This window comes from Leclercia pneumoniae, from assembly GCF_017348915.1.
Taxonomy (GTDB): domain Bacteria; phylum Pseudomonadota; class Gammaproteobacteria; order Enterobacterales; family Enterobacteriaceae; genus Enterobacter; species Enterobacter pneumoniae.
The window spans coordinates 3,375,144-3,396,558 of the sequence record NZ_CP071383.1; the positions used below are offsets into that span (position 1 = coordinate 3,375,144).

The window sequence follows — 21,415 nt, forward strand, 5'->3', positions numbered from 1 at the left end:
AAATAAGAACGCACCAAAAATGAGAATACAACTCATTACTGGTATTTTTTTTCACGGTAACTTGATAAGCGGTAATTTTAATGTATTATTTGTTATGTAATTTAACAACTTTAACAATAACCTTACTCATATCATGCCAACACCAGGGCACTGACAACCTAAGTTAATGACAGACAATTTTTCGTATTTATTTGCAGCCAAAGCCCATAATTATGCAAGTGATAAATAAAAAACTGCCTCCTCCGCTATTCGTCATCGAATCGCTTCTAAAACAGAATCATACTATTTCAATCTACTCTGGAGCCCTGCCGGATGCTTTACCAGCAGAGATGATTGAGCTTAATCTGATGGAAGGCATATTAATCCTTGATATCAATTATGCAGGGAGTGAGGTTGATGAGAATGTTTTTAACGGGAACCTGAATATTGATATCGAAATCATTAAAGGTGTTCCCCCCAGTGAAAGAGAAGGTTATAGCATAAGTAGTATCCCTACAATTTTACTGGAAACTGATGCTAACCTGTGTCGTGTAGAGTGTCTTTTGCCGGAATCATTCTTTGCTTACGACAAAAGAGGAGCAGTGAGAATTCCTTTTATTCTGGGAATGAATTGCCGTGCAAGGCTTGAAGTATTTACGCATTATCTAAACATTTCTGGAATAGTCAAAAACCTGTCTGTAGGTGGATGTCTTCTGGAACTACAACTGATAGATAGCGCAGCCCTTGATATTAATCAAAGAATACCAAAAATTTATCTTGAGTTTCCAAATGGTGATATATTTATTTCTGAAGGGATTGTTCGCCATATAAGATTATTTGGAAATCATGGCTATATAGCTACAGGTATCGAATTTACTAACCTGTCACCAAAGCAATCCGAAATGTTGTTCCATACGGTTACAGAGTCTGAAAGAGAGATAGCTTACCTTAGTGGTATGTCTGGGCATGAAGTTACTAAATCCCCTCTTTTTATTCCGGGCTCAAGTGAAAAAATACTGCGGCTAAAGGAAATTCAGGAACGCGAAAAAAGAGCGCAACAGTCACCAATGGAAAAAGGTATTATGGAAATAGCACATCAACTCCAGATTGGATTGATAACTATTAAAACGAAAAAAAATTTCCCGGCTAAGCAATTTTATGACTGTGCTGATGCTTTGCTATTTTTATTGAGCAACGACCGGAAAGCTTTTCTTTATTCTCTGTCATTTATCAGAGATGAACCTACCTGGGTACGACATTCGATTAATGTGGCTTCCCGATTTGCGGATATCATATTATCCCATAGTCCACATTTCCCGGAACTGCGTGAGTATGTATTAGGAATACTATTGCATAACATGGGAAAACCGCTTTTAATAAGCGAAAAATTACCTTCCTTAGATATAAACCTGACAAATGAGCAAAGAACCCTGTTAAAAAAGCATGTGAAAGTAATCCTGGATAAATTTGATGAGTTGAACTGGCAACCAGACTCTGTATGCAGAGGGGTTATAGAAAACGCCAATGAAAAGCTTGATGGTTCAGGATATCCATCAGGAAAAAACTATACACAAATTTCACCTGTTATGAAATTAATTTCAGTACTAAAAATAATTGATAAGTTATCTTATCGTCGGAATGATTTGAAATCATACACTCCTTTAGAAGTGTACCGTATAGTTAATCAGCAACAGGCTGAATATGAGCGTAAATGGTTAGTGTATTATATGAAATTATACGGAACTTACCCGATTGGTAGTCTGGTCAAATACTCTGGTGGTTTTCTTGGCTGGGTAACCGACATTGATAGCTCTGGTCTGCCAGTTACAGTCAGGGTGGTCAAAGACCTGCGTTATCCTGATGCGAATATAAATAGTATAATATCGGGCTCAGATTTAGTACAAATAGGAAGGCTTGAGAATGTGGTTGACCCAGTAGAATATGAAATCAGAGTTAAAAAATTATAATAAGGAGTCGGTGTACTTATGAAAACCAGCTTTGTTGGTATTAGAAATCGTGAGCTGTTACATTTTAAGCGCTGGGGGGGAATTATAGTATTTACTATACTCTTAACGCCGATTTTTTTGTTTTATTTTATTTGTTATCAGATTGATACAAAAGAAAAGCACAGAACGCTTCGGGTAATTGAGTCAGGCTTTAACTCAGCAATAAAAACCTACGGAAAAGTAATTAAAGACTATGCTTTATGGGATCAGATGTACACAAATACCTTTCCTGTTATCAATGATAAATGGGCATGGGAAGAAGGTAATCTCGGAAGTGGTCTGTATAGAGAATATTCTATAAACGGAGTATTTATATTAGACAAGAATTACAATACTATATACAGTGTCTTAAATGGGAAAAAAGAACATTTTTCACTTGCTAACCTGGCCAGGAAAGCATCATTCAAAAAGTTTTTTTCACAGGAATGTGGGAGAAATAATTCTTTAACAATGATTAAAGGGGAGACAGAAGGTCGGCCAATTGTAATCTATTGCCACAGGATAATCAACCCATTAAGTCGGCAAAATATATCACATATTTCAACGACACTCGTATTCATTAAATTTTTCAAAGCAGATGAAGTCATTTCCCTGGGAAATTCTGTAGATGCCAGCAATCTGAAGTTAAACAAAATATCAAATCCTCATTCGGCTGAAACTATACGCTTTGGCAATACAGTCTTTGGTGCAGTATGGGATTATCGCAATTCAGGCAGGCATATATTTTACAGAACGCTACCCTCAATTTTCATTTTTTATCTTTTAGTTATAACAGGGGGCTATATATTGCTCTCAAAAATAAAATAAAAAGACAGTTTACTTGCCGAAATGAATGAGTTGGTAAATAATAATCAGCTGGCATTATATCTTTCTGAGAATAAGATAAAAGAAATTACCGAATTAGCTGTCATTCTCTTTGCACACCTAAAGAGTGACCTTGCGATTCTAAAAATAGAAACAAACACTTTCAGTCAGGACTATTATACCTGGAACCAGTGTTTCATATATGAGAAAATCGCTCATGACAATATATCTGTAAAAGACTGGATGTTAAATATTGAAGGCTATCAACCTAAAACGCTTTCAGGATGCTACCTTGAAAATACTAACAAAGAAAAAGTATTTGTTAATCTTACAGCCAAAAAAAATGAAGGTAATGAGAAAGCTCAATACTCAATTGTACTGACGGATATTTCCGCGTTTATAAATGAAGAAAAAGAAAGGGCAAATTGTCTGATAAGTACGCTTCCTGACAGCGAATTATCAAAAAAAGTGCTTAATGCAATTACTCATAACATAGCTGACAATAATAAAACAATACTTGTTTGTTTATCAGTGCGGAATTTGACGTTTATCTCTACTGTTTATGGCAATTCGTTTACCAATGATATATTAAAAAGAATTATATATAAAATTAATGATGTTTGTTCCACGTATGATTTTGTGGCTAAATTAGAATCAGGGAATATTCTGTGCTGCCTTCAATTCGTTCCAGTTCAGGAGGGTTATGACGAGGCCTGGAAGTCATACGTCACAAATCTTATTAATAACATTCAATTATCGTTAAGGAATAATACAGAATCAATCACACCTGTTATATGTGCTGGTTGCCTAATGTATGATGATGAAAATAATGACGTTGTAACCGTGCTTAAATTTTTAGAGATTGCACATAGTGAATCAAAAGAAATTAATGGTGATAATATCATATTCAGTAATACCGATAATATTAAAAAACATGAAGATCGTTTAAAAATGATGACTTTGATTACCGAGGCTATCGAGAATGATAATTTTTCTCTTGTGTATCAACCTAAATATAATTTCAATATGTCGTCAATAAGCGGGGTTGAAGCCTTAATTCGCTGGAGCCATAAAGAGTATGGTTTTATATCACCAGCTCAGTTTATTCCTGTGGCTGAAAAATCAGATCTCATTTTTCGTATAACAGACTGGGTCATTAAGTCTGTTTTTTTACTATCCTCAAAAATGCAAACGATCACCTTCTCGATTAATCTTTCTGGGAAAGACTTTGATAACCCGGATTTATTCAATCAGATAGAAAGGTATCTTAATCTGTACAGTACTAATCCTGAAAATATAACATTTGAAATTACTGAAGGAGTAATTATAAGCAATCCTGCTTCAGTAAGGCGCACCTTACTGCTGCTTAAAGAAAAAGGTTTTAATATTCATATCGATGATTTCGGAACCGGTTATTCATCTCTGGGATATTTACGCGAGTTTCCCTTTAATGCAATAAAAATCGATCGTTCATTCATTAAAGATATTGAGAAGAATGAACAGGATGCAAGAATTGTTAAAAGTATTATTAGCCTTGGCAAGGCTTTTAATTTACAAGTCATAGCAGAGGGTGTGGAGACCGTTAAACAGTTTACAATCCTTAAGAATATGGGGTGTGATGAGGTCCAGGGATATTATTACTCCAGACCTTTAGACAGAGAAAACCTCACTCATTTCTTATCTAATCAATAATACCTCGTACTATAACATGAGCCTGATTTTGAGTGTTAACTTTAAAATAATAATAAAACCCAGGAATGAGCAAACCAGAACAGAGAAGATTTTAAGGTGTTTCCTGAACAGAAGTATAATGATAACAATTGTGATTATCATTATTGATACTGGTGTATTTAAGGTTAAAAGCTCAATGGCAGTTAACAATGTCTGTATATTAAGCAAACAGCCTCCTTATATGTGAAAAACTTCAGCATTTTTGTATCATAAATTAAACATTTGACTCTTGTTACCGATAACTTATAAGCACCACCGGGGTGTTAAAACAAATGAGATCGCTCTATGAAAGTTAAAACTAAATTGCAGATTGGATTTTTAATACTTATACTGCTAATTATAACATCATCAATAATTTCTGTCTTCAGTATAAAAAGAACTAACCATGAAATCAACGCTATCTTGAGTATCAATATGGTAAAGTATCAGACAGCATTAAGCATCCGTAGCGGAGCACGAGATATTGCTATTGCGGTCAGAAACCTTGCGTTACTTAGCGATCCTCAGGATATGGAACCTGAATGGAATCGTTTTCAGACACAAAGCCAAAATATACTGAAACGTATCAGTGAACTTAAAGCGTTCGTTTCAGCACATGGAACACACCAGGAAATAAATTCCGTTGCACAGATAGAAAAAATCAATGCATCCGTCTTGCAGGCTTTTACTGAAGCAGCTCAACTTGCCTATAAGAATCAATCCAGAGAAGCAACAGATATTCTGATGTTCAAAGCCCGCCCTGTACAAAAGGAGCTGCTGGCTTTACTTGACAGCCTGACAGAACAACAGATGCAAAAAAATAATGCTGCTTCCAGTGATTTAAGCAGCTTTATTTACAAAACAGGTTTTACATTACTGATAATTGCGATAATAGCGGTTGTATTTGCTATTTTTACGGCTTACTACATCATCAGCGATTTGTTCAGACGTCTGGGAGATGAACCTGATGTCGCTCAAAAAATCGCATCTGATATAGCTTCTGGCGATCTCACTCAGCCAATATTAACCAGGCCTGATGATAGTTCCAGTCTCATTTATATGCTCAAAAAAATGCAGGATGAGCTAAATGATATGATAGCAAATATTAAACAGGCCTCCACTTCTGTCACACTGGCTTCTGATGAGATCGCGAAAGGGAACGTTGAATTATCAGCCAGAACAGAGCAACAGGCTGCTGCATTACAGGAAACGGCCGCCAGTATGGAAGAGATCACTGCAACCGTAAAAAACAATACCCTGAGCGCTGCAAACGCTGCGCGCCTTTCTATGGATATTGAAAAACTTGCATATCATGGCAATACACAAGTCGCTATGATGTCAAAAACAATGAGTGAAATCTCTGAAAGTTCCTCCAAAATTAATAATATAATTGCCATGATAGAGGGAATTTCTTTTCAGACCAATATACTGGCTCTTAATGCTGCTGTTGAAGCAGCAAGAGCAGGCGATGCCGGAAGAGGGTTTGCCGTCGTGGCCGGTGAAGTCAGGAATCTTGCGCAACGTAGTTCCACGTCAGCTAAAGATATTAAAACATTGATAAATAATGCCGCCGCGAAAATTTCAGATGGAGAACTGGCAGCACATTCAACAGTAAAAACAATTGAAGAAATTAATTCTAACATACAGCTTTTGTCTGGTTCATTAAATGAAATATCTTTAGCCTCAGGGGAGCAATTATCAGGTATTTCTCAGATAAATGTTGCAGTTACACAGATGGACAGCGTTACACAGAGTAATGCTGCGCTGGTCCAGGAATCCACATCAGCATCAGTGGCTCTTTCTGAACAGGCAAAAGAGTTAAGCAATATGACAAATAAATTCAAAGTATAAAAGACAGGGGGGCTTCTGCCCCCCTTATTATGATGTTAATAGTTTTTTGTTTCTCTTAATTGAGTACATTTTCTCATCAGCGTCATTCATAATATCAGCATACGTATGATGAATTTTCTCATCATATTCAACAACTCCGGCTGAGAAAACCAACTGATAAGGTTTGTCTGCATCAATATTATGCCTTATTAGCATTTCAGAAAGTTGATTGATAAATTCATTTGCCTGCTGGATAGTAGAGCAAGGAAGTAACACTCCAAATTCATCACCACCAAGTCTGGCAACCAGACTATTTTCTGGCGAAGCATTCTCCAGGATTTCTGAAAACTTTATGAGTGCCTGATTACCTTCTGCATGACCATACATATCATTGATAGGCTTGAAATCGTTTAAATCAATTATAGCAACACAAAAAACTCTTCTCCTTTTACAGGACTTTTTGAGTGTTTCTGCCGTAATCAGAGAGAACAGACGACGATTGCTGAGTGCGGTTAATGAATCCGTGGTTGCCATATTTATCATACGGAATTCATCTTCGACAATTTCAGCAAGATCGTGAAGTAAACCTAATTCCTCTTCTGAAAAATTGCGTGGTTTTGTATCGATTATGCAAATAGATCCTGCAATTTCACCATCTGGCAACTTTACTGGGTATCCGGCATAAAAACGAATATATGGCGAACCATTAACAAGCACATTATTTTCAAAGCGTGGGTCCTTTTGGGCATCATTAACGATAAGTGGCCTAGCGTCTTCGACCACATACGTACAAAAAGACTCTGTTCTTGGTGTAGAGCAAATATCAATACCATGGCTGGACTTAAACCATTGGCGGTCTTTATCTATCAGGGATATAAGAGAAACAGGAACATTAAAAAGTTTTCCTGCGATTCTGGTCAATCTGTCGAATCGCTCTTCTGACTCGGTATCAAGAATACCCATTGCATATAAAGCAAGCAGTCGCTTTTCTTCGTTGTGTTTACGCATTTTTACTCATATGAGAAAATGATAACTTATTGTAAGGCATGGTAATTCTTCCAGATTCAACTAGAAATCAGAAAGCAAAATGGATTCTAGCACATTTAATACACACTTCCATTTTTTGTTTATTAAGTATGAAACTTTTACAAAAGTTTCATAAACGCCATTAGTTATCATTCTCAAAAAAAACCACCCATTTGGGTGGCTAAGATGAGTTCACGGGTTTTGTTTTTGTTATGCACATTATCATAAGACAGTGAAGCAAAGTTAATCGTTCGAATAGCGATACAAAAACCGTTTATTTCGATTATAACCGAAGCCTTATATAAACGTAGTTGTGCCTATCTGTTTGTAGTAAAATAATTTACTACAAGTGAAATTCTTCCAGATCCGATTATAATAACCGTAAAAGTCCCTTCCAATGTAATATGCTTGTTAAGATTTTTAATATGATGAGTCACGAACTATTTGAACAAAAACATACAGTTACCCCATTCAATAACTAAATAATAAAAAACCTAATAATAGATTTCTAAGCAAATTATCACCCCCCGCAGCAATGACTACTACAGATTATATAACAACGCCAAGAACGGAATATATTATACAACAACATACAATTCCACATCGAATTAATTCCAGTTTAATTAACTGAATTAATAGCTTCGGGTAAATAATCATAGATTTAATTTAAATGTTTGTGTTTTCATGATAAAAAATATTGCTCAAACATAAATCGAACAATTAAACAACTATATAAATAAAACCACCACCGCCAATCAAGTAACGTTTTATATCAACCTTCTTATCTTTAAAATGGACAGCCTCCACCACCGTAGACATAGCCAGTCCTAACAACGAGGCCTATTCAAAGGCCTCAGGGGTGGGGACAGTACACAGAGCTTGATTGTTGCTCATCAACAACCTGGGCATAAGCATAGGAGCTGATGTCCGCTTCTTGAGGTTACATGAATAGTTGATATAGCGGACATACTTATGTCTGAGAATCCAAGCAATCCGCCCAAATTTGCAGCCATTGCTTGCACTCAGCATCATACTTGTAGAGGTTATAAATCCCTTCTACACCACCTTTTGTATGCCCTAAAATAGCCTCTGCCACTTCGTTAGGACATTGCAGCCGCGACAGCCCAGTACGCACTGTCCGCCGTAAATCATGAGGCGTCCAGCTCGGTATATCTAACATTTTCCCCGCCTCACGTAAGCGCCAGGCATTCTCTGTAAGATATTTTTGTTGGATTGGCAGTCTTGTTCGTGTAGACGGAAATAAATAGATATCCGAATTAAGACGGAGTACTTTTAGGAAATCTATGGCCTGCGTCGATAGTTGAACGTAACGTTCAACGCCTGTTTTAGTCTCACGGAGATGTATTGTCCCTTTATCGAGATCTACATCTTTCCATGCCATATTGCAGACCTCACCGGTACGGCAACCCGTCCAGAGGGTCAGACGAAGTACGTTTTTAATAGTTGGCGAAAAAGCGGAGCCCGGCAGCCACTGGAGAAACTTCTTCAGTTCAGCTTCACTCAGCACCCGCGTACCGCGGTTATTGGTAAGCTTGATTCGGGTCTGGCGTAAGCTGGATTTTGCCAGCAGTGCTGGGTTGGCAAAACTGGTATCAAAACGACCTAACCCTATTGCAAACTCGTAGGCCAATGACAGCTCCCGTAGAACGTTACCGGCTTGCACTTTTGCTCCTCTGGCAACAATGCCATTGATAAGCGTAATCACGTCATTGCGTGTGATTTCAGCTGCATTACGCTCACCTAGTTTATCTACCGCATCGGCATACAATGTTCTGCGCACCTCATCCTGGCCTTTCTTCTTCCGGGCCCCCGGAATGATTTTTCCATCCCTGGTTTTGCGGTCTTCAATCCGCTCAGTCAGGTAGAGCTCAACTAATCCCTGCACAGTTAATTCAGGTACTTTGGCCTGTTCAGCCTCGATTGCACGAAGCTGTTTTTCCTGCTTGAGTTCTGATGCAGGACACCGACCATCCTGACGGAGAAGCTTTAATTCATGGAGTTTAAGACGGGCAGCGGCGAGAGAAGTCTGCGGGAAGTTGCCTATTTTGACCTGAACTAGTTTGCCCGTCAGAGGGCTTGTGTAACGGTAGAAAAAAGACTTAACCCCAGTTGCACCACAGGAGACACGTAAACCTCGATTTTCGCCTACATCAGCCTTATCTTTGTCCCCAGGCTTCATCATTTCTACCGCTTTAAACGAAAGTGGCGCGCCCTCTTGTTTTCCTGCCATAAAGACTCCGTTATCATGCACCTTATGTAGTCATGAATAAAATGTAGGTTGTGCTGCACATGCCTATATTTTACCAAGCTATAGGTTAGCAAGCTACACTTTAACCTACATTTAAATGTAGGATTTCATGAGATCCAATGAGACAAAGTGAAACTCAATGAGAACAACAAATACCGCTAACTCATTAAAATTTAAGAAAATGGATATCATAAGCTGATGAGCACGCTAGAGAATTTCGACGCCCACACCCCAATGATGCAGCAGTATCTGAAGCTGAAAGCCCAGCACCCAGAGATCCTGCTGTTCTATCGGATGGGCGACTTTTACGAACTTTTTTATGATGATGCGAAACGCGCATCTCAGCTGCTCGATATCTCGCTGACCAAACGCGGCGCCTCTGCAGGCGAGCCGATCCCGATGGCGGGCATTCCCCACCACGCGGTGGAAAACTATCTGGCGAAGCTGGTTAATCAGGGTGAGTCGGTAGCCATTTGCGAACAGATTGGCGATCCCGCGACCTCAAAAGGGCCGGTTGAGCGCAAAGTGGTGCGCATCGTCACCCCAGGCACCATCAGTGATGAAGCCCTGCTGCAGGAGCGGCAAGATAATTTGCTGGCCGCCATCTGGCAGGACGGCAAAGGTTACGGCTACGCCACGCTGGATATTAGCTCCGGGCGTTTTCGTCTGAGTGAACCGGCCGACCGTGAAACCATGGCGGCAGAGCTGCAGCGCACCAACCCTGCGGAACTTTTGTATGCCGAAGACTTTGCCGAGCTGGCATTGATTGAAGGTCGTCGCGGCCTGCGTCGTCGCCCCCTGTGGGAGTTTGAGATCGATACCGCCCGTCAGCAGCTCAACCTGCAGTTTGGCACCCGCGATCTCATTGGTTTTGGTGTCGAAAATGCGCCACGTGGCCTTTGCGCGGCGGGATGTCTTTTGCAATACGTGAAAGACACCCAGCGCACGGCTCTGCCGCACATCCGCTCTATTACCATGGAGCGCCAGCAGGACAGCATCATCATGGATGCCGCCACCCGTCGCAATCTTGAGATCACCCAGAACCTGGCCGGGGGCGTTGAAAACACCCTGGCCTCGGTGCTCGACAGCACTGTCACCCCAATGGGGAGCCGTATGCTCAAGCGCTGGCTGCACATGCCGGTGCGTGATACCGCAACGCTGGTCGGCCGTCAGCAGACTATTGCCGCCTTGCAGGATCGTTTTACCGAACTGCAGCCGGTTTTGCGTCAGGTAGGCGACCTCGAACGTATCCTTGCCCGCCTTGCGCTGCGCACCGCTCGCCCGCGTGACTTAGCCCGTATGCGCCATGCCTTTCAGCAGTTGCCCACCCTGCGGGCGCAGTTGGCTGAGGTTGAGAGCGCACCGGTACAAAAGCTGCGTGAGACCATGGGTGAATTTAGCGAGTTACGCGAGTTACTGGAGCGTGCTGTGGTTGAAACCCCGCCGGTGCTGGTGCGCGACGGTGGCGTTATCGCACCTGGCTATAACGAAGAGCTGGATGAGTGGCGCGCGCTGGCAGACGGCGCAACGGATTATCTCGATAAACTGGAGATCCGCGAACGCGAACGCCTGGGCCTGGATACCCTGAAAGTCGGCTATAACGCCGTTCATGGTTACTACATCCAGATTAGCCGTGGGCAGAGCCACCTGGCGCCTATCCACTATGTCCGCCGCCAGACGCTCAAAAATGCCGAACGCTATATTATTCCTGAGCTAAAAGAATACGAAGACAAAGTGCTGACCTCCAAAGGGAAAGCGCTGGCGCTGGAAAAACAGCTTTATGACGAGCTGTTCGATACGCTGATGCCGCATCTGGGCGATCTGCAGCTCAGCGCAAGCGCGCTGGCAGAGCTGGACGTGTTGGTTAACCTGGCGGAGCGTGCCGATACGCTGAACTACAGCTGCCCCACCTTTAGCGACAAGCCTGGCATTCGTATCACCGAAGGTCGCCACCCGGTGGTGGAACAAGTGCTCAATGAGCCCTTTATTGCCAACCCGCTTAACTTGTCGCCTCAGCGTCGTATGCTGATCATTACCGGCCCGAACATGGGCGGTAAAAGTACCTATATGCGCCAGACCGCGTTGATTGCGCTACTGGCCTATATCGGCAGCTACGTGCCCGCGCAAAAAGTTGAGATCGGCCCCATCGATCGCATTTTCACCCGCGTGGGTGCGGCAGATGACCTGGCCAGCGGCCGCTCCACCTTTATGGTGGAGATGACCGAAACCGCCAATATTCTGCACAATGCCACGGAAAACAGTCTGGTGCTGATGGATGAAATTGGCCGCGGAACCTCAACCTACGACGGCCTGTCGCTGGCGTGGGCCTGCGCTGAAAGCCTGGCAAACAAAATCAAGGCGCTGACGCTCTTTGCAACCCACTATTTCGAGCTAACCCAGTTGCCCGAAAAGATGGAAGGGGTGGCGAACGTGCATCTGGATGCGCTGGAGCATGGGGATACTATCGCCTTTATGCACACGGTGCAGGATGGCGCGGCCAGCAAGAGCTACGGCCTGGCGGTAGCGGCGCTGGCAGGGGTGCCTAAAGAGGTCATTAAACGGGCACGGCAGAAACTGCGCGAGCTGGAAAGCCTGTCGCCAAACGCGGCGGCAACCCAGATAGACGGTACGCAGATGTCTTTGCTTGCGCCGGCAGAAGAGACATCGCCTGCCGTTGAGGCGCTGGAGAATCTCGACCCGGATACACTGACACCGCGTCAGGCGCTGGAGTGGATCTACCGGTTGAAGAGCCTGGTTTAGGGCTCAGCGGTCTCCGGGCCGATTGAGTCAGATCTGTAACCTATGTGACCGGTTCATACACGGCCGGTCCTCCTTGTCACGTTCACGGGTGGTGTAATGCCACACTCCGCTGAACATGAGGTGAACGGAACGATTCCACCGCGCTAACTGATCGGCATGACAACCAGAGTTGCCGTTGTGCTTTGTCCATCTGTCACGACCGTTTTTCAGCGGCAGTTGTAGCGACGCGCCTAACGGCAACTCACCCGCAGTAACACATATCACTCTCTGGCAGCCAGGAGTGGAACCGCTGGCTCTCACCGTCATGACCATGAGCCCAAAGCGATACCAGCGAACCGGCGGAGCAGCAGAGAACCTGCCGTCTGGAAAATGGCGAGCATAATCATGCCGACCATCATCGCTGCTTTCTCTTTTTATCCGCGCTTGGTGAGGGCGCTGGAAGGGCACCTTCACAAAGAAGAACCTGAGCGGTACCCGGCAAGCATCAAAACCAGGATCATAACGCGTTAACCCGGGTACGCATAAAATCAATAAACGTGCGCACCTTTGCTGAAACATGCTGGGCATCAGGATAGACAGCATAGATGCCCTGTTGGGCAAAAGTGTATTCCGGTAAAACGGGGAGCAGTTGCCCCTCCTCCAGCGCGCTTTGTGCCAGCCACGCAGGCAACAGCGCCACACCACTACCGGCCAGGGCAAAGGCCATTAATGCCTGCGCGCTGTCCGCATATAATCGCGGGGCTTTTTTTATCTCCAGCATGACGCTCTCACCGGCAGCGTTACGTAGCTGCCAGCGCAGCGGTGAAGCGACGCGTTCATGAATGATCCAGTCAGCCTGCGCCAGCGCCTCTGGTGATCCCACAGGATGGGCCTGCAGCCACGCCGGGGATGCTACGGGCAAGATGGCAAACTGCGAAATCAGCGCGGCGTGGTAGCGCGAATCTGCAAGCGTCCCAAGCCGAATGGCGACATCAAAACGTTCAGAAATAAGATCCCTGTGCAGCGAAGATGATACCAGCCGCACGCGTAGCTCCGGGTGCTGAAGGCTAAATTCGGCCAGCAGGGGGACCACCACCTTCGCCCCATATTCCGGAGTGCTGGTAATACGCAGTTCCCCCGTCAGCCCGGCATGGTTGGCGCGTACATCATCCGCGAGTTTCTCCGCGTTCTGAAGCAGCGCCACGCTACGTTGGTAAAACAGTTCCCCGGCTTCGGTTAAGCGCAGCCGGCGGGTGGATCGTAGCAGCAGCGTAACGCCCAGCTCATCTTCGAGCTGGCGAATATTGAAACTGAGAACCGCTTTTGTTAACCCCATAACGTCTGCGGCAGCGGTAAAACTTCCGCTCTCTACCACCGCCACAAACATCCCTGTACGCTGCAAATTCAACATCGTCAGCCTTTTCATTGTCAAAATTTTTTTGACAGTATATCGCGCTTTGTCGCGTTTATCTGTTCTCTTCCGCCCGCTACGATACGGCCTCACTTGAGGAGTTCCCATGACCTATCGCACCAGGGTTGCCGTTGTATTTCTGCTCGGTTTTTTTCTCGACCTGATTAACATGTTCATCGCCAGCGTGGCCTTTCCAGCAATGGGCCGGGCGTTTGACGCCACGCCTTCCGCACTTGCCTGGGTGAGTAATGGCTATATTGCCGGGCTAACGCTGGTCATCCCGTTCAGCGCCATGCTGGCGCGCCTGCTGGGCCCCAAACGCCTGATCCTGCTATCGCTTTTACTATTTAGTACCGCTTCTACCGCCGCGGGGCTGGCGTCCACACTCGACAGCCTCATCGCCTGGCGCGTCGTGCAGGGGCTTGGCGGTGGGCTGCTGATACCGGTTGGGCAGGCGCTGGCGTGGCAGCAGTTTAAGCCGCACGAACGTGCCAGACTCTCTTCGGCGGTTATGCTGGTGGCGCTGTTGGCACCGGCATGCTCACCCGCGCTGGGCGGCGTGCTGGTGCAAACGCTCGGCTGGCGATGGATATTTTTTGCGACTCTGCCCGTCGCTGCCCTCGCATTTACGCTGGCCTGGCTATGGCTTCGTGACGAGAAACCACAGCAGATCGTGACGCGACGACTGCTTCATCTCCCGCTGCTGAAAGATCCGCTGCTGCGGTTTTCTATGCTGGTCTACCTGTGCATTCCCGGCACGTTCATTGGCGTGAACGTGATAGGCATGTTTTACCTGCAAAGCGTCGCCAGACTGACGCCTGCCGAAACGGGGGCGCTGATGCTGCCCTGGTCACTGGCCTCTTTTGTGGCGATCGCATCAACCGGACGCTACTTCAACCGTCTGGGTCCCCGACCGCTGATTATCCTCGGCTCTCTTTTGCAGGCCACGGGAATGGCGCTTCTTGTCCCTGTCGGCCCGGAGAGCCCGCTCGCACTGCCGGTGCTGGCATTTACGCTTATGGGTGCGGGCGGTAGCCTGTGCAGCAGCACGGCGCAAAGCAGCGCGTTTTTGACTATCCCGCATGATGCGATGCCGGATGCCAGCGCGCTGTGGAACCTGAACCGTCAGCTGAGTTTTTTTCTGGGGGCGTTAGTGCTGGCCGCGCTACTTAGCCTGGCGCAGCACTACCTGCCGCCGATTACGGCGTGGCACAGTACTTTTCTTTTTGCCGCTGGCGTAACCTTACTGCCCCTGCTGACCGTTATTCGTCTTAACAATGCGAAGGTGCTGATGCAGCTTCAACAGGAGAAATCATGACCCCGTACGAAAAAGAAATTATTGATCTTCACGTTGCGCTCGAGCAGTGGCTTGGAGAAGGCGAAGGCGACATCACCGCCCTGCTCGCCCGCTTCCGGCCGGATTTTATGATGATTCCACCGGGCGGCACTCATCTGGACCATGCGGCACTGGCCGGCTTCCTGCAAAACCAGCGCGGCAGTCGCCACGGCCTGAAAATAGCTATCGATGAGCTCGCTACGGTGCAGGAATGGGAAGGTGGCGCGGTGCTGCACTACCGGGAGACGCAAACCCGTCCGGACCAGCCTGTCAACGTACGTTGGTCAACCGCGGTGCTTAATCAGGAAGGCGCTAGAGTCACCTGGCGTCTGTTGCACGAAACGACGCAGGGGTAGCACAAAAGAAAAAGGCCCGTCTCACGACGGGCCTTTTTTGACGAAAGGGTAATTATTCGCGGAACAGCGCTTCGATATTCAGACCCTGCCCCTGCAGAATTTCACGCAGGCGACGCAGACCTTCTACCTGAATCTGACGAACACGTTCACGGGTCAGGCCAATTTCGCGGCCGACGTCTTCCAGTGTCGCAGCTTCATACCCCAGTAAACCGAAACGACGTGCCAGCACTTCACGCTGTTTGGCGTTCAGTTCGAACAGCCATTTAACGATGCTCTGTTTCATGTCATCGTCTTGCGTAGTGTCTTCCGGGCCGTTGTCTTTTTCATCGGCCAGGATGTCCAGCAGCGCTTTTTCGGAATCGCCACCCAGTGGGGTGTCAACCGAGGTAATACGCTCATTGAGACGCAGCATACGGCTTACGTCATCAACCGGTTTATCAAGCTGCTCGGCAATCTCTTCTGCACTTGGCTCGTGGTCCAGCTTATGGGACAACTCGCGTGCAGTACGCAGATAGACGTTCAGCTCTTTCACGATGTGAATCGGCAGGCGAATCGTACGGGTTTGGTTCATGATTGCCCGTTCGATGGTCTGTCGAATCCACCAGGTTGCGTAGGTTGAGAAACGGAACCCACGTTCTGGGTCAAACTTCTCAACAGCACGGATAAGCCCCAGGTTACCCTCTTCAATCAGATCCAGCAGAGCCAGACCACGATTGCTATAACGACGGGCAATCTTCACAACCAGACGCAAGTTACTCTCAATCATGCGACGGCGTGAGGCTACGTCACCACGCAATGCACGGCGCGCGAAATAAACTTCTTCTTCGGCTGTTAACAGTGGGGAGTAACCAATCTCCCCAAGGTAAAGCTGAGTCGCGTCAAGCACACGTTGTGTGGCGCCCTGCGATAACAGCTCTTCTTCAGCTAAATCGTTATCACTGGGTTCCTCTTCTACTAAGGCTTTTTCATCAAAAGCCTCTGCTCCGTTCTCATCAAATTCCGCGTCTTCATTTAAATCATGAACTTTCAGCGTATTCTGACTCATAAAGGTGGCTCCTACCCGTGATCCCTGAACGAAACATCCTGACTGGCATGTCTCGTCAAATTATCGCTGCGGCAAATACTGCAGCGGGTTTACGGATTTCCCCTTGTAACGAATTTCAAAATGCAAGCGTGTAGAACTGGTTCCGGTGCTACCCATGGTAGCGATTTTTTGCCCCGCCTTAACTTCTTGTTGTTCCCGGACCAGCATCGTATCGTTATGGGCGTAGGCACTCAGGTAATCATCGTTGTGTTTGATGATAATAAGATTACCGTAACCGCGAAGTGCATTACCGGCATACACAACACGTCCGTCTCCGGTCGCGATGATAGCCTGTCCTTTACTCCCCGCGATATCGATCCCTTTATTTCCCCCCTCGGAGGAAGAGAAGTTCTCGATAACCTTGCCGTCAGTCGGCCAGCGCCATGAAGAGATCGGCGAGCTGGACGTTACACTGCTGGCAGTGGGCTCGGTAGAGCTAACCACAGGTGCCGTAACCGGTGCTGTGACAACGGTCGCAGTACCCTTATTATTCGGCAACATCTTGTTAGCACTCTGTTCACCTGAGTCCTCAGAATACGTAATTACAGGTTGTGAAGCAACCACTGTGCTTGATTTTTGTGCAGGGGTCACACTGTTATTTTGCGCGGTGACGTCGGCCGCAGAAACGCTGTTACCCGGCGTCAGAGGTTTACCGGTGGCATTGCCCACCTGCAGCGTTTGGCCTACTTCCAGTCCATACGGGGCTTGTACGTTGTTTCGCTGGGCGAGATCGCGGAAATCGTTCCCGGTGATCCACGCGATATAGAACAGGGTATCGCCGCGCTTAACGGTATAGGTGCTGCCGCCAGTATAGCTGCCTTTCGGAATGTTCCCATACTTGCGGTTATATACTATGCGGCCATTTTCGGTCTGAACAGCTTGTTCCACTGGCTGAATCTGCGTCGGCTGGACAACAGGACGTTGAACAGGCTGGATCTGCGGAGTTTGCTGCGCTGTAGAGTTACCCATCTTTGGTGGAGGAGTAATCAGCATTCCACTGGATGTGTTACCAGAACCGCTATTGCCGCCAACTGAGCTCACCGGCGCAGGGGGATTGTTTGAATTAGAACAACCTGCCAGCCAGAGTGAAACCAGTGATAATGCCGCGACACGGCTGATGGTGAATTTTGGGCTTCCCGCGCTCATTTATCCCCCAGGAATGTGTTAACTACCAGTGACTTAATATTATCCGTGTTGGCACGAATCTTTTGCGCCCCACGATACGCTGAATTGGCCTGAATAACCCTGGAAAAATCTGAGTCTCAGGCCAGCTCCCCCTTTACGAGAGGGACAAAGCGCACGGCTTCCACGGTATCGATGATAAATTCGTCGCCGCGCCGACGAACACGCTTTAATAGCTGCTGTTCATCGCCCACCGGCAAAACGAGAATACCGCCCTCATCCAGCTGCGATAGCAGTGCTGCCGGGATTTCGGGCGGTGCCGCCGTGACAATGATGGCGTCGAACGGGGCGCGTGCCTGCCAACCCTGCCAGCCATCACCATGACGTGTTGAAACATTATGTAAATCAAGTTGTTTGAGGCGACGACGCGCCTGCCACTGCAACCCTTTAATGCGCTCCACTGAACAGACATGGTGCACCAGGTGCGCCAGGATCGCGGTCTGGTAGCCAGAACCGGTGCCAATCTCCAGCACCCGGGACTCCGGTGTCAGTTCCAGCAGTTCGGTCATCCGGGCAACCATATAGGGCTGCGAAATTGTCTGCCCCTGCCCGATGGGCAACGCGACGTTTTCCCAGGCTTTGTGCTCAAACGCCTCATCGACAAACTTCTCGCGCGGTACCTGAGCCAGGGCATCAAGCACCTTCTCATCGGTAATGCCCTGAGCACGTAATTGATTCAGAAGGCTTTGTACACGTTGACTTACCATTGCTCGTTCACCCCGGCACGATCCAGCCAGCCTGACACCACATCCTGCGCGCTGTAAGCGGTTAAATCTACGTGCAGTGGTGTAATCGAGACATAGCCTTCATCAACGGCAGCAAAATCGGTATCGGGCCCGGCGTCGCACTTCTCGCCCGGCGGCCCGATCCAGTAGAGCGTATTACCACGCGGATCCTGCTGTGGGATGACCTGGTCCGCCGGATGGCGGCTACCACAGCGGGTAACGCGTATGCCTTTAATCTGGTCGAGCGGTAAATCGGGCACGTTGATATTCAGGATCCGCCCGGTGCGCAGTGGTTCACGGCTCAGGGCACGTAGAATCGTGCAGGTGATGGCAGCAGCCGTATCGTAATGCTGGTGACCATTGAGTGAGACCGCCAGGGCCGGAAAACCGAGATGACGGCCTTCCATTGCGGCGGCAACGGTACCCGAGTAGATGACATCATCGCCCAGGTTTGGCCCGGCGTTGATGCCGGAGACCACCACATCCGGTCGCGGACGCATCATGGAATTCACCCCAAGGAAGACGCAATCAGTCGGTGTGCCCATCTGCACGGCAATGTCGCCGTTATCGAAAGCAAAGGTGCGAAGCGATGACTCCAGCGTTAATGAGTTAGAGGCACCGCTGCGGTTACGATCGGGAGCAACAACCTGAACCTCTGCGAACTCGCGCAGATGCCTGGCCAGTGTCTGTATGCCTGGGGGGTGGATCCCGTCATCGTTACTCAGCAATATTCGCATAGTCACCCGAAGTGTTGATAAGTTCCCTGACAACACTGGTGGCAAAGCTACCTGCCGGCAGCCAGAATCGTAACTCAAGGGTTACGTCATCCCACCAGTTCCAGTTCAACTGTTGCGGATAGAGCAGCATCGCCCGGCGTGCCGCTTCCACTTTTTCCCGCACCAGCAAAGATTGTAATTCCTGCGCATCTGCCACCGCAGATTGCTCCGCGCTCAGCGCGTCGCCCACACTTCCCCACTCTCCGGAGCCCGGAAGCGGTGCGGTAATCATCAGCGTTTTGTTTCCGACGCGCGTCTGCAGGTCGTCCATCTCTTCAGCCGTGGCCACGAACCAGCTGCCGCGCCCCGCTAATTGTAGCGCATCGCCGACAACAACTTGATTCGCGTCTGGTTTTTTCAGCCTTTCACTCACAATCTGATTAAACAACGCACTGCGGGCCGCAGACAACCAAAAACTGCGTTTATTCCTGTCGCGAACCGGCGCGTTACTCTGCGCCCAGCGTAGCGCCCCCTGCAGATTACTGCCGCCAATGCCGAAACGCTGCGCACCAAAGTAGTTAGGCACGCCCTGGGCGCTGATGGCTGCCAGACGTTTTTCGACATCGGCGCGATCGCTGACTTCACGCAGCACCAGCGTAAACGCATTTCCCTGCAGGGCACCGAGGCGCAGTTTGCGTTTATGGCGGGCGTACTCCAGTACCTTACAACCTTCAAGCTCAAACTTACTGAGATCCGGCATCGAATTGCCCGGAACGCGCGCGCAGAGCCACTGCTCTGTAACGGCATGTTTATCTTTTTGCCCGGCAAAGCTCACTTCACGGGCATGAATCTTCAGGAACTTTGCCAGTGCGTCGGCAACGAAACGGGTGTTACAACCGTTTTTCAGGATCCGCACCAGGATATGCTCGCCTTCCCCATCCGGCTCAAAGCCGAGATCTTCCACCACCACGAAATCTTCCGGGCTGGCTTTTAGTAAACCCGTGCTTTGCGGCTTACCGTGCAGATAAGTGAGGTTGTCGAATTCGATCATTTTGCCGCCTTCACCAGCAGGGCTACTGCTTCGCAGGCAATGCCTTCACCACGGCCAGTGAAGCCCAGCTTCTCGGTGGTGGTGGCCTTGACGTTGACATCATCCATGTGACAGCCGAGATCTTCGGCGATAAACACGCGCATCTGTGGGATATGCGGCAACATTTTGGGTGCCTGCGCGATGATGGTGACATCGACGTTGCCAAGGGTAAAACCTTTGGCCTGAATACGGCGCCAGGCTTCACGCAGTAGCGCGCGGCTGTCGGCCCCCTTGAATGCCGGGTCGGTGTCCGGGAAGAGTTTGCCGATATCACCCAGCGCCGCCGCGCCCAGCAGCGCGTCGGTTAAGGCATGGAGCGCCACGTCGCCATCAGAATGGGCCAACAGTCCTTTTTCGTAGGGGATGCGTACGCCGCCAATGATAATTGGGCCTTCACCGCCAAAGGCGTGTACGTCAAAACCATGTCCAATTCGCATTATGCCTTCTCCTGAGGGGTCGAACGGGTAAGATAAAATTCCGCCAGCTGTAAATCTTCCGGTCGCGTCACTTTGATATTATCAGCGCGTCCTTCAACCAGAGTGGGATGAAAACCACAATACTCCAGCGCCGATGCCTCATCGGTAATGGTCGCCCCCTCATTCAGGGCGCGAGTCAGGCAGGCGTGGAGCAGCTCGCGAGGGAAAAATTGTGGGGTCAGCGCGTGCCACAAATCAACGCGCTCTACGGTATGGGCAATGGATGCAAGGCCTGGTTCAGCGCGCTTCATGGTGTCACGCACCGGCGCGGCCAGAATGCCCCCGACCTTGCTGGTCTCGCTAAGCGCCAGAAGTCGCGCCAGATCGTCCTGATGCAGACAAGGGCGCGCCGCATCGTGCACCAGCACCCATGCGGCCTCACCGGCGGCCTGAATACCGGCCAGCACCGAGTCGGCGCGCTCTGCGCCGCCATCAACGACCGTAATTTGCGGGTGGTTTGCCAGCGGGAGCGCGGCAAAGCGCGCATCGCCTGGGCTGATGGCGATCACCACCCGGGACACCCGCGGGTGCGCCAGCAGCGCCGCCACGGAGTGTTCAAGAATGGTTTTATCGCCAATTGAGAGATACTGCTTAGGACACTCTGTCTGCATGCGTCGGCCGAACCCGGCGGCCGGTACAACGGCGCATACGTCCGTAAAAGTTACTGCCATGTCGT

Annotated in this window: 17 protein-coding genes; 7 read left to right on the plus strand and 10 right to left on the minus strand. The window is 48.1% G+C overall.

What is annotated here, in order from left to right; all coding sequences use genetic code 11:
• Positions 1 to 212: 212 nt before the first annotated feature.
• The 4 genes from JZ655_RS16395 to JZ655_RS16410 all read left to right on the plus strand — a co-directional run bounded on the left by JZ655_RS16395 (position 213) and on the right by JZ655_RS16410 (position 6,350).
• Positions 213 to 1,946: an HD domain-containing phosphohydrolase gene (locus JZ655_RS16395; RefSeq protein ID WP_207292308.1), complete on the plus strand. Its 1,734-nt coding sequence runs from the start codon at positions 213 to 215 to the stop codon at positions 1,944 to 1,946.
• Positions 1,947 to 1,964: 18 nt separating this feature from the next.
• On the plus strand, positions 1,965 to 2,792 hold the full coding sequence (locus tag JZ655_RS16400; protein ID WP_207292309.1) for a CHASE4 domain-containing protein: 828 nt from the start codon (positions 1,965 to 1,967) through the stop codon (positions 2,790 to 2,792).
• Between the two features lie 21 nt (positions 2,793 to 2,813).
• Positions 2,814 to 4,481, plus strand: a complete 1,668-nt coding sequence (locus JZ655_RS16405) for a putative bifunctional diguanylate cyclase/phosphodiesterase (RefSeq protein ID WP_207292310.1) — start codon at positions 2,814 to 2,816, stop codon at positions 4,479 to 4,481.
• 324 nt (positions 4,482 to 4,805) lie between these two features.
• Positions 4,806 to 6,350, plus strand: a complete 1,545-nt coding sequence (locus JZ655_RS16410) for a methyl-accepting chemotaxis protein (RefSeq protein WP_207292311.1) — start codon at positions 4,806 to 4,808, stop codon at positions 6,348 to 6,350.
• Between the two features lie 27 nt (positions 6,351 to 6,377).
• Here the strand turns inward: JZ655_RS16410 and JZ655_RS16415 are convergent, their stop codons facing one another.
• Positions 6,378 to 7,337, minus strand: a complete 960-nt coding sequence (locus JZ655_RS16415; protein ID WP_207292312.1) for a sensor domain-containing diguanylate cyclase — start codon at positions 7,335 to 7,337, stop codon at positions 6,378 to 6,380.
• 988 nt (positions 7,338 to 8,325) lie between these two features.
• The gene (locus JZ655_RS16420) at positions 8,326 to 9,606 is read right to left on the minus strand and encodes a tyrosine-type recombinase/integrase (protein WP_207292313.1); all 1,281 of its coding nucleotides are present in this window, start codon (positions 9,604 to 9,606) and stop codon (positions 8,326 to 8,328) included.
• A 216-nt stretch (positions 9,607 to 9,822) separates the two neighbouring features.
• On the opposite strand from JZ655_RS16420, the gene mutS reads away from it, so the two are divergent.
• A complete protein-coding gene (mutS, locus tag JZ655_RS16425) occupies positions 9,823 to 12,384 on the plus strand; it encodes a DNA mismatch repair protein MutS (RefSeq protein ID WP_207292314.1) in 2,562 nt (853 codons plus the stop codon).
• A gap of 496 nt (positions 12,385 to 12,880) precedes the next feature.
• Here mutS and JZ655_RS16430 read toward each other — a convergent pair whose 3' ends face one another.
• On the minus strand, positions 12,881 to 13,774 hold the full coding sequence (locus JZ655_RS16430) for a LysR family transcriptional regulator (protein ID WP_207292315.1): 894 nt from the start codon (positions 13,772 to 13,774) through the stop codon (positions 12,881 to 12,883).
• A gap of 106 nt (positions 13,775 to 13,880) precedes the next feature.
• On the opposite strand from JZ655_RS16430, the gene JZ655_RS16435 reads away from it, so the two are divergent.
• Positions 13,881 to 15,092, plus strand: coding sequence for an MFS transporter (locus tag JZ655_RS16435; protein ID WP_207292316.1), 1,212 nt, complete (start codon positions 13,881 to 13,883; stop codon positions 15,090 to 15,092).
• Positions 15,089 to 15,466, plus strand: a complete 378-nt coding sequence (locus tag JZ655_RS16440) for a DUF4440 domain-containing protein (RefSeq protein WP_207292317.1) — start codon at positions 15,089 to 15,091, stop codon at positions 15,464 to 15,466. Before JZ655_RS16435 ends, JZ655_RS16440 begins: the two co-directional genes overlap by 4 nt.
• A gap of 52 nt (positions 15,467 to 15,518) precedes the next feature.
• Here JZ655_RS16440 and rpoS read toward each other — a convergent pair whose 3' ends face one another.
• The 7 genes from rpoS to ispD all read right to left on the minus strand — a co-directional run bounded on the left by rpoS (position 15,519) and on the right by ispD (position 21,410).
• Positions 15,519 to 16,511 (minus strand): RNA polymerase sigma factor RpoS, encoded by a 993-nt coding sequence (gene rpoS / locus JZ655_RS16445; RefSeq protein ID WP_039029959.1) that lies wholly within the window; start codon positions 16,509 to 16,511, stop codon positions 15,519 to 15,521.
• Positions 16,512 to 16,571: 60 nt separating this feature from the next.
• On the minus strand, positions 16,572 to 17,696 hold the full coding sequence (gene nlpD / locus JZ655_RS16450; RefSeq protein ID WP_040074263.1) for a murein hydrolase activator NlpD: 1,125 nt from the start codon (positions 17,694 to 17,696) through the stop codon (positions 16,572 to 16,574).
• Between the two features lie 116 nt (positions 17,697 to 17,812).
• Positions 17,813 to 18,439 (minus strand): protein-L-isoaspartate(D-aspartate) O-methyltransferase, encoded by a 627-nt coding sequence (locus tag JZ655_RS16455; protein WP_046886149.1) that lies wholly within the window; start codon positions 18,437 to 18,439, stop codon positions 17,813 to 17,815.
• Positions 18,433 to 19,194 carry a 5'/3'-nucleotidase SurE gene (gene surE / locus JZ655_RS16460; RefSeq protein ID WP_207292318.1) on the minus strand — a complete coding sequence of 254 codons (762 nt, stop codon included), beginning with the start codon at positions 19,192 to 19,194 and terminating at the stop codon, positions 18,433 to 18,435. Before surE ends, JZ655_RS16455 begins: the two co-directional genes overlap by 7 nt.
• Entirely contained in the window at positions 19,175 to 20,224 is a 1,050-nt protein-coding gene (gene truD, locus JZ655_RS16465) for a tRNA pseudouridine(13) synthase TruD (RefSeq protein ID WP_207292319.1), read from the minus strand. The genes surE and truD overlap by 20 nt, the downstream gene beginning before the upstream one ends.
• Positions 20,221 to 20,700, minus strand: coding sequence for a 2-C-methyl-D-erythritol 2,4-cyclodiphosphate synthase (ispF, locus tag JZ655_RS16470; RefSeq protein WP_207292320.1), 480 nt, complete (start codon positions 20,698 to 20,700; stop codon positions 20,221 to 20,223). The genes truD and ispF overlap by 4 nt, the downstream gene beginning before the upstream one ends.
• Entirely contained in the window at positions 20,700 to 21,410 is a 711-nt protein-coding gene (gene ispD, locus JZ655_RS16475; RefSeq protein WP_040074258.1) for a 2-C-methyl-D-erythritol 4-phosphate cytidylyltransferase, read from the minus strand. Before ispD ends, ispF begins: the two co-directional genes overlap by 1 nt.
• Positions 21,411 to 21,415: the final 5 nt, after the last annotated feature.

Bases quoted from the DNA above. Each gene is read 5' to 3' on its own strand.
- JZ655_RS16410 (WP_207292311.1), top strand. From the start codon at position 4,806: ATGAAAGTTAAAACTAAATTGCAGATTGGATTTTTAATACTTATACTG.
- ispF (WP_207292320.1), bottom strand. From the start codon at position 20,700: ATGCGAATTGGACATGGTTTTGACGTACACGCCTTTGGCGGTGAAGGC.
- rpoS (WP_039029959.1), bottom strand. From the start codon at position 16,511: ATGAGTCAGAATACGCTGAAAGTTCATGATTTAAATGAAGACGCGGAA.
- JZ655_RS16455 (WP_046886149.1), bottom strand. From the start codon at position 18,439: ATGGTAAGTCAACGTGTACAAAGCCTTCTGAATCAATTACGTGCTCAG.
- nlpD (WP_040074263.1), bottom strand. From the start codon at position 17,696: ATGAGCGCGGGAAGCCCAAAATTCACCATCAGCCGTGTCGCGGCATTA.
- JZ655_RS16415 (WP_207292312.1), bottom strand. From the start codon at position 7,337: ATGCGTAAACACAACGAAGAAAAGCGACTGCTTGCTTTATATGCAATG.
- ispD (WP_040074258.1), bottom strand. From the start codon at position 21,410: ATGGCAGTAACTTTTACGGACGTATGCGCCGTTGTACCGGCCGCCGGG.
- JZ655_RS16405 (WP_207292310.1), top strand. From the start codon at position 2,814: ATGAATGAGTTGGTAAATAATAATCAGCTGGCATTATATCTTTCTGAG.
- truD (WP_207292319.1), bottom strand. From the start codon at position 20,224: ATGATCGAATTCGACAACCTCACTTATCTGCACGGTAAGCCGCAAAGC.
- JZ655_RS16440 (WP_207292317.1), top strand. From the start codon at position 15,089: ATGACCCCGTACGAAAAAGAAATTATTGATCTTCACGTTGCGCTCGAG.
- JZ655_RS16395 (WP_207292308.1), top strand. From the start codon at position 213: ATGCAAGTGATAAATAAAAAACTGCCTCCTCCGCTATTCGTCATCGAA.
- mutS (WP_207292314.1), top strand. From the start codon at position 9,823: ATGAGCACGCTAGAGAATTTCGACGCCCACACCCCAATGATGCAGCAG.
- JZ655_RS16420 (WP_207292313.1), bottom strand. From the start codon at position 9,606: ATGGCAGGAAAACAAGAGGGCGCGCCACTTTCGTTTAAAGCGGTAGAA.
- surE (WP_207292318.1), bottom strand. From the start codon at position 19,194: ATGCGAATATTGCTGAGTAACGATGACGGGATCCACCCCCCAGGCATA.
- JZ655_RS16400 (WP_207292309.1), top strand. From the start codon at position 1,965: ATGAAAACCAGCTTTGTTGGTATTAGAAATCGTGAGCTGTTACATTTT.
- JZ655_RS16435 (WP_207292316.1), top strand. From the start codon at position 13,881: ATGACCTATCGCACCAGGGTTGCCGTTGTATTTCTGCTCGGTTTTTTT.
- JZ655_RS16430 (WP_207292315.1), bottom strand. From the start codon at position 13,774: ATGTTGAATTTGCAGCGTACAGGGATGTTTGTGGCGGTGGTAGAGAGC.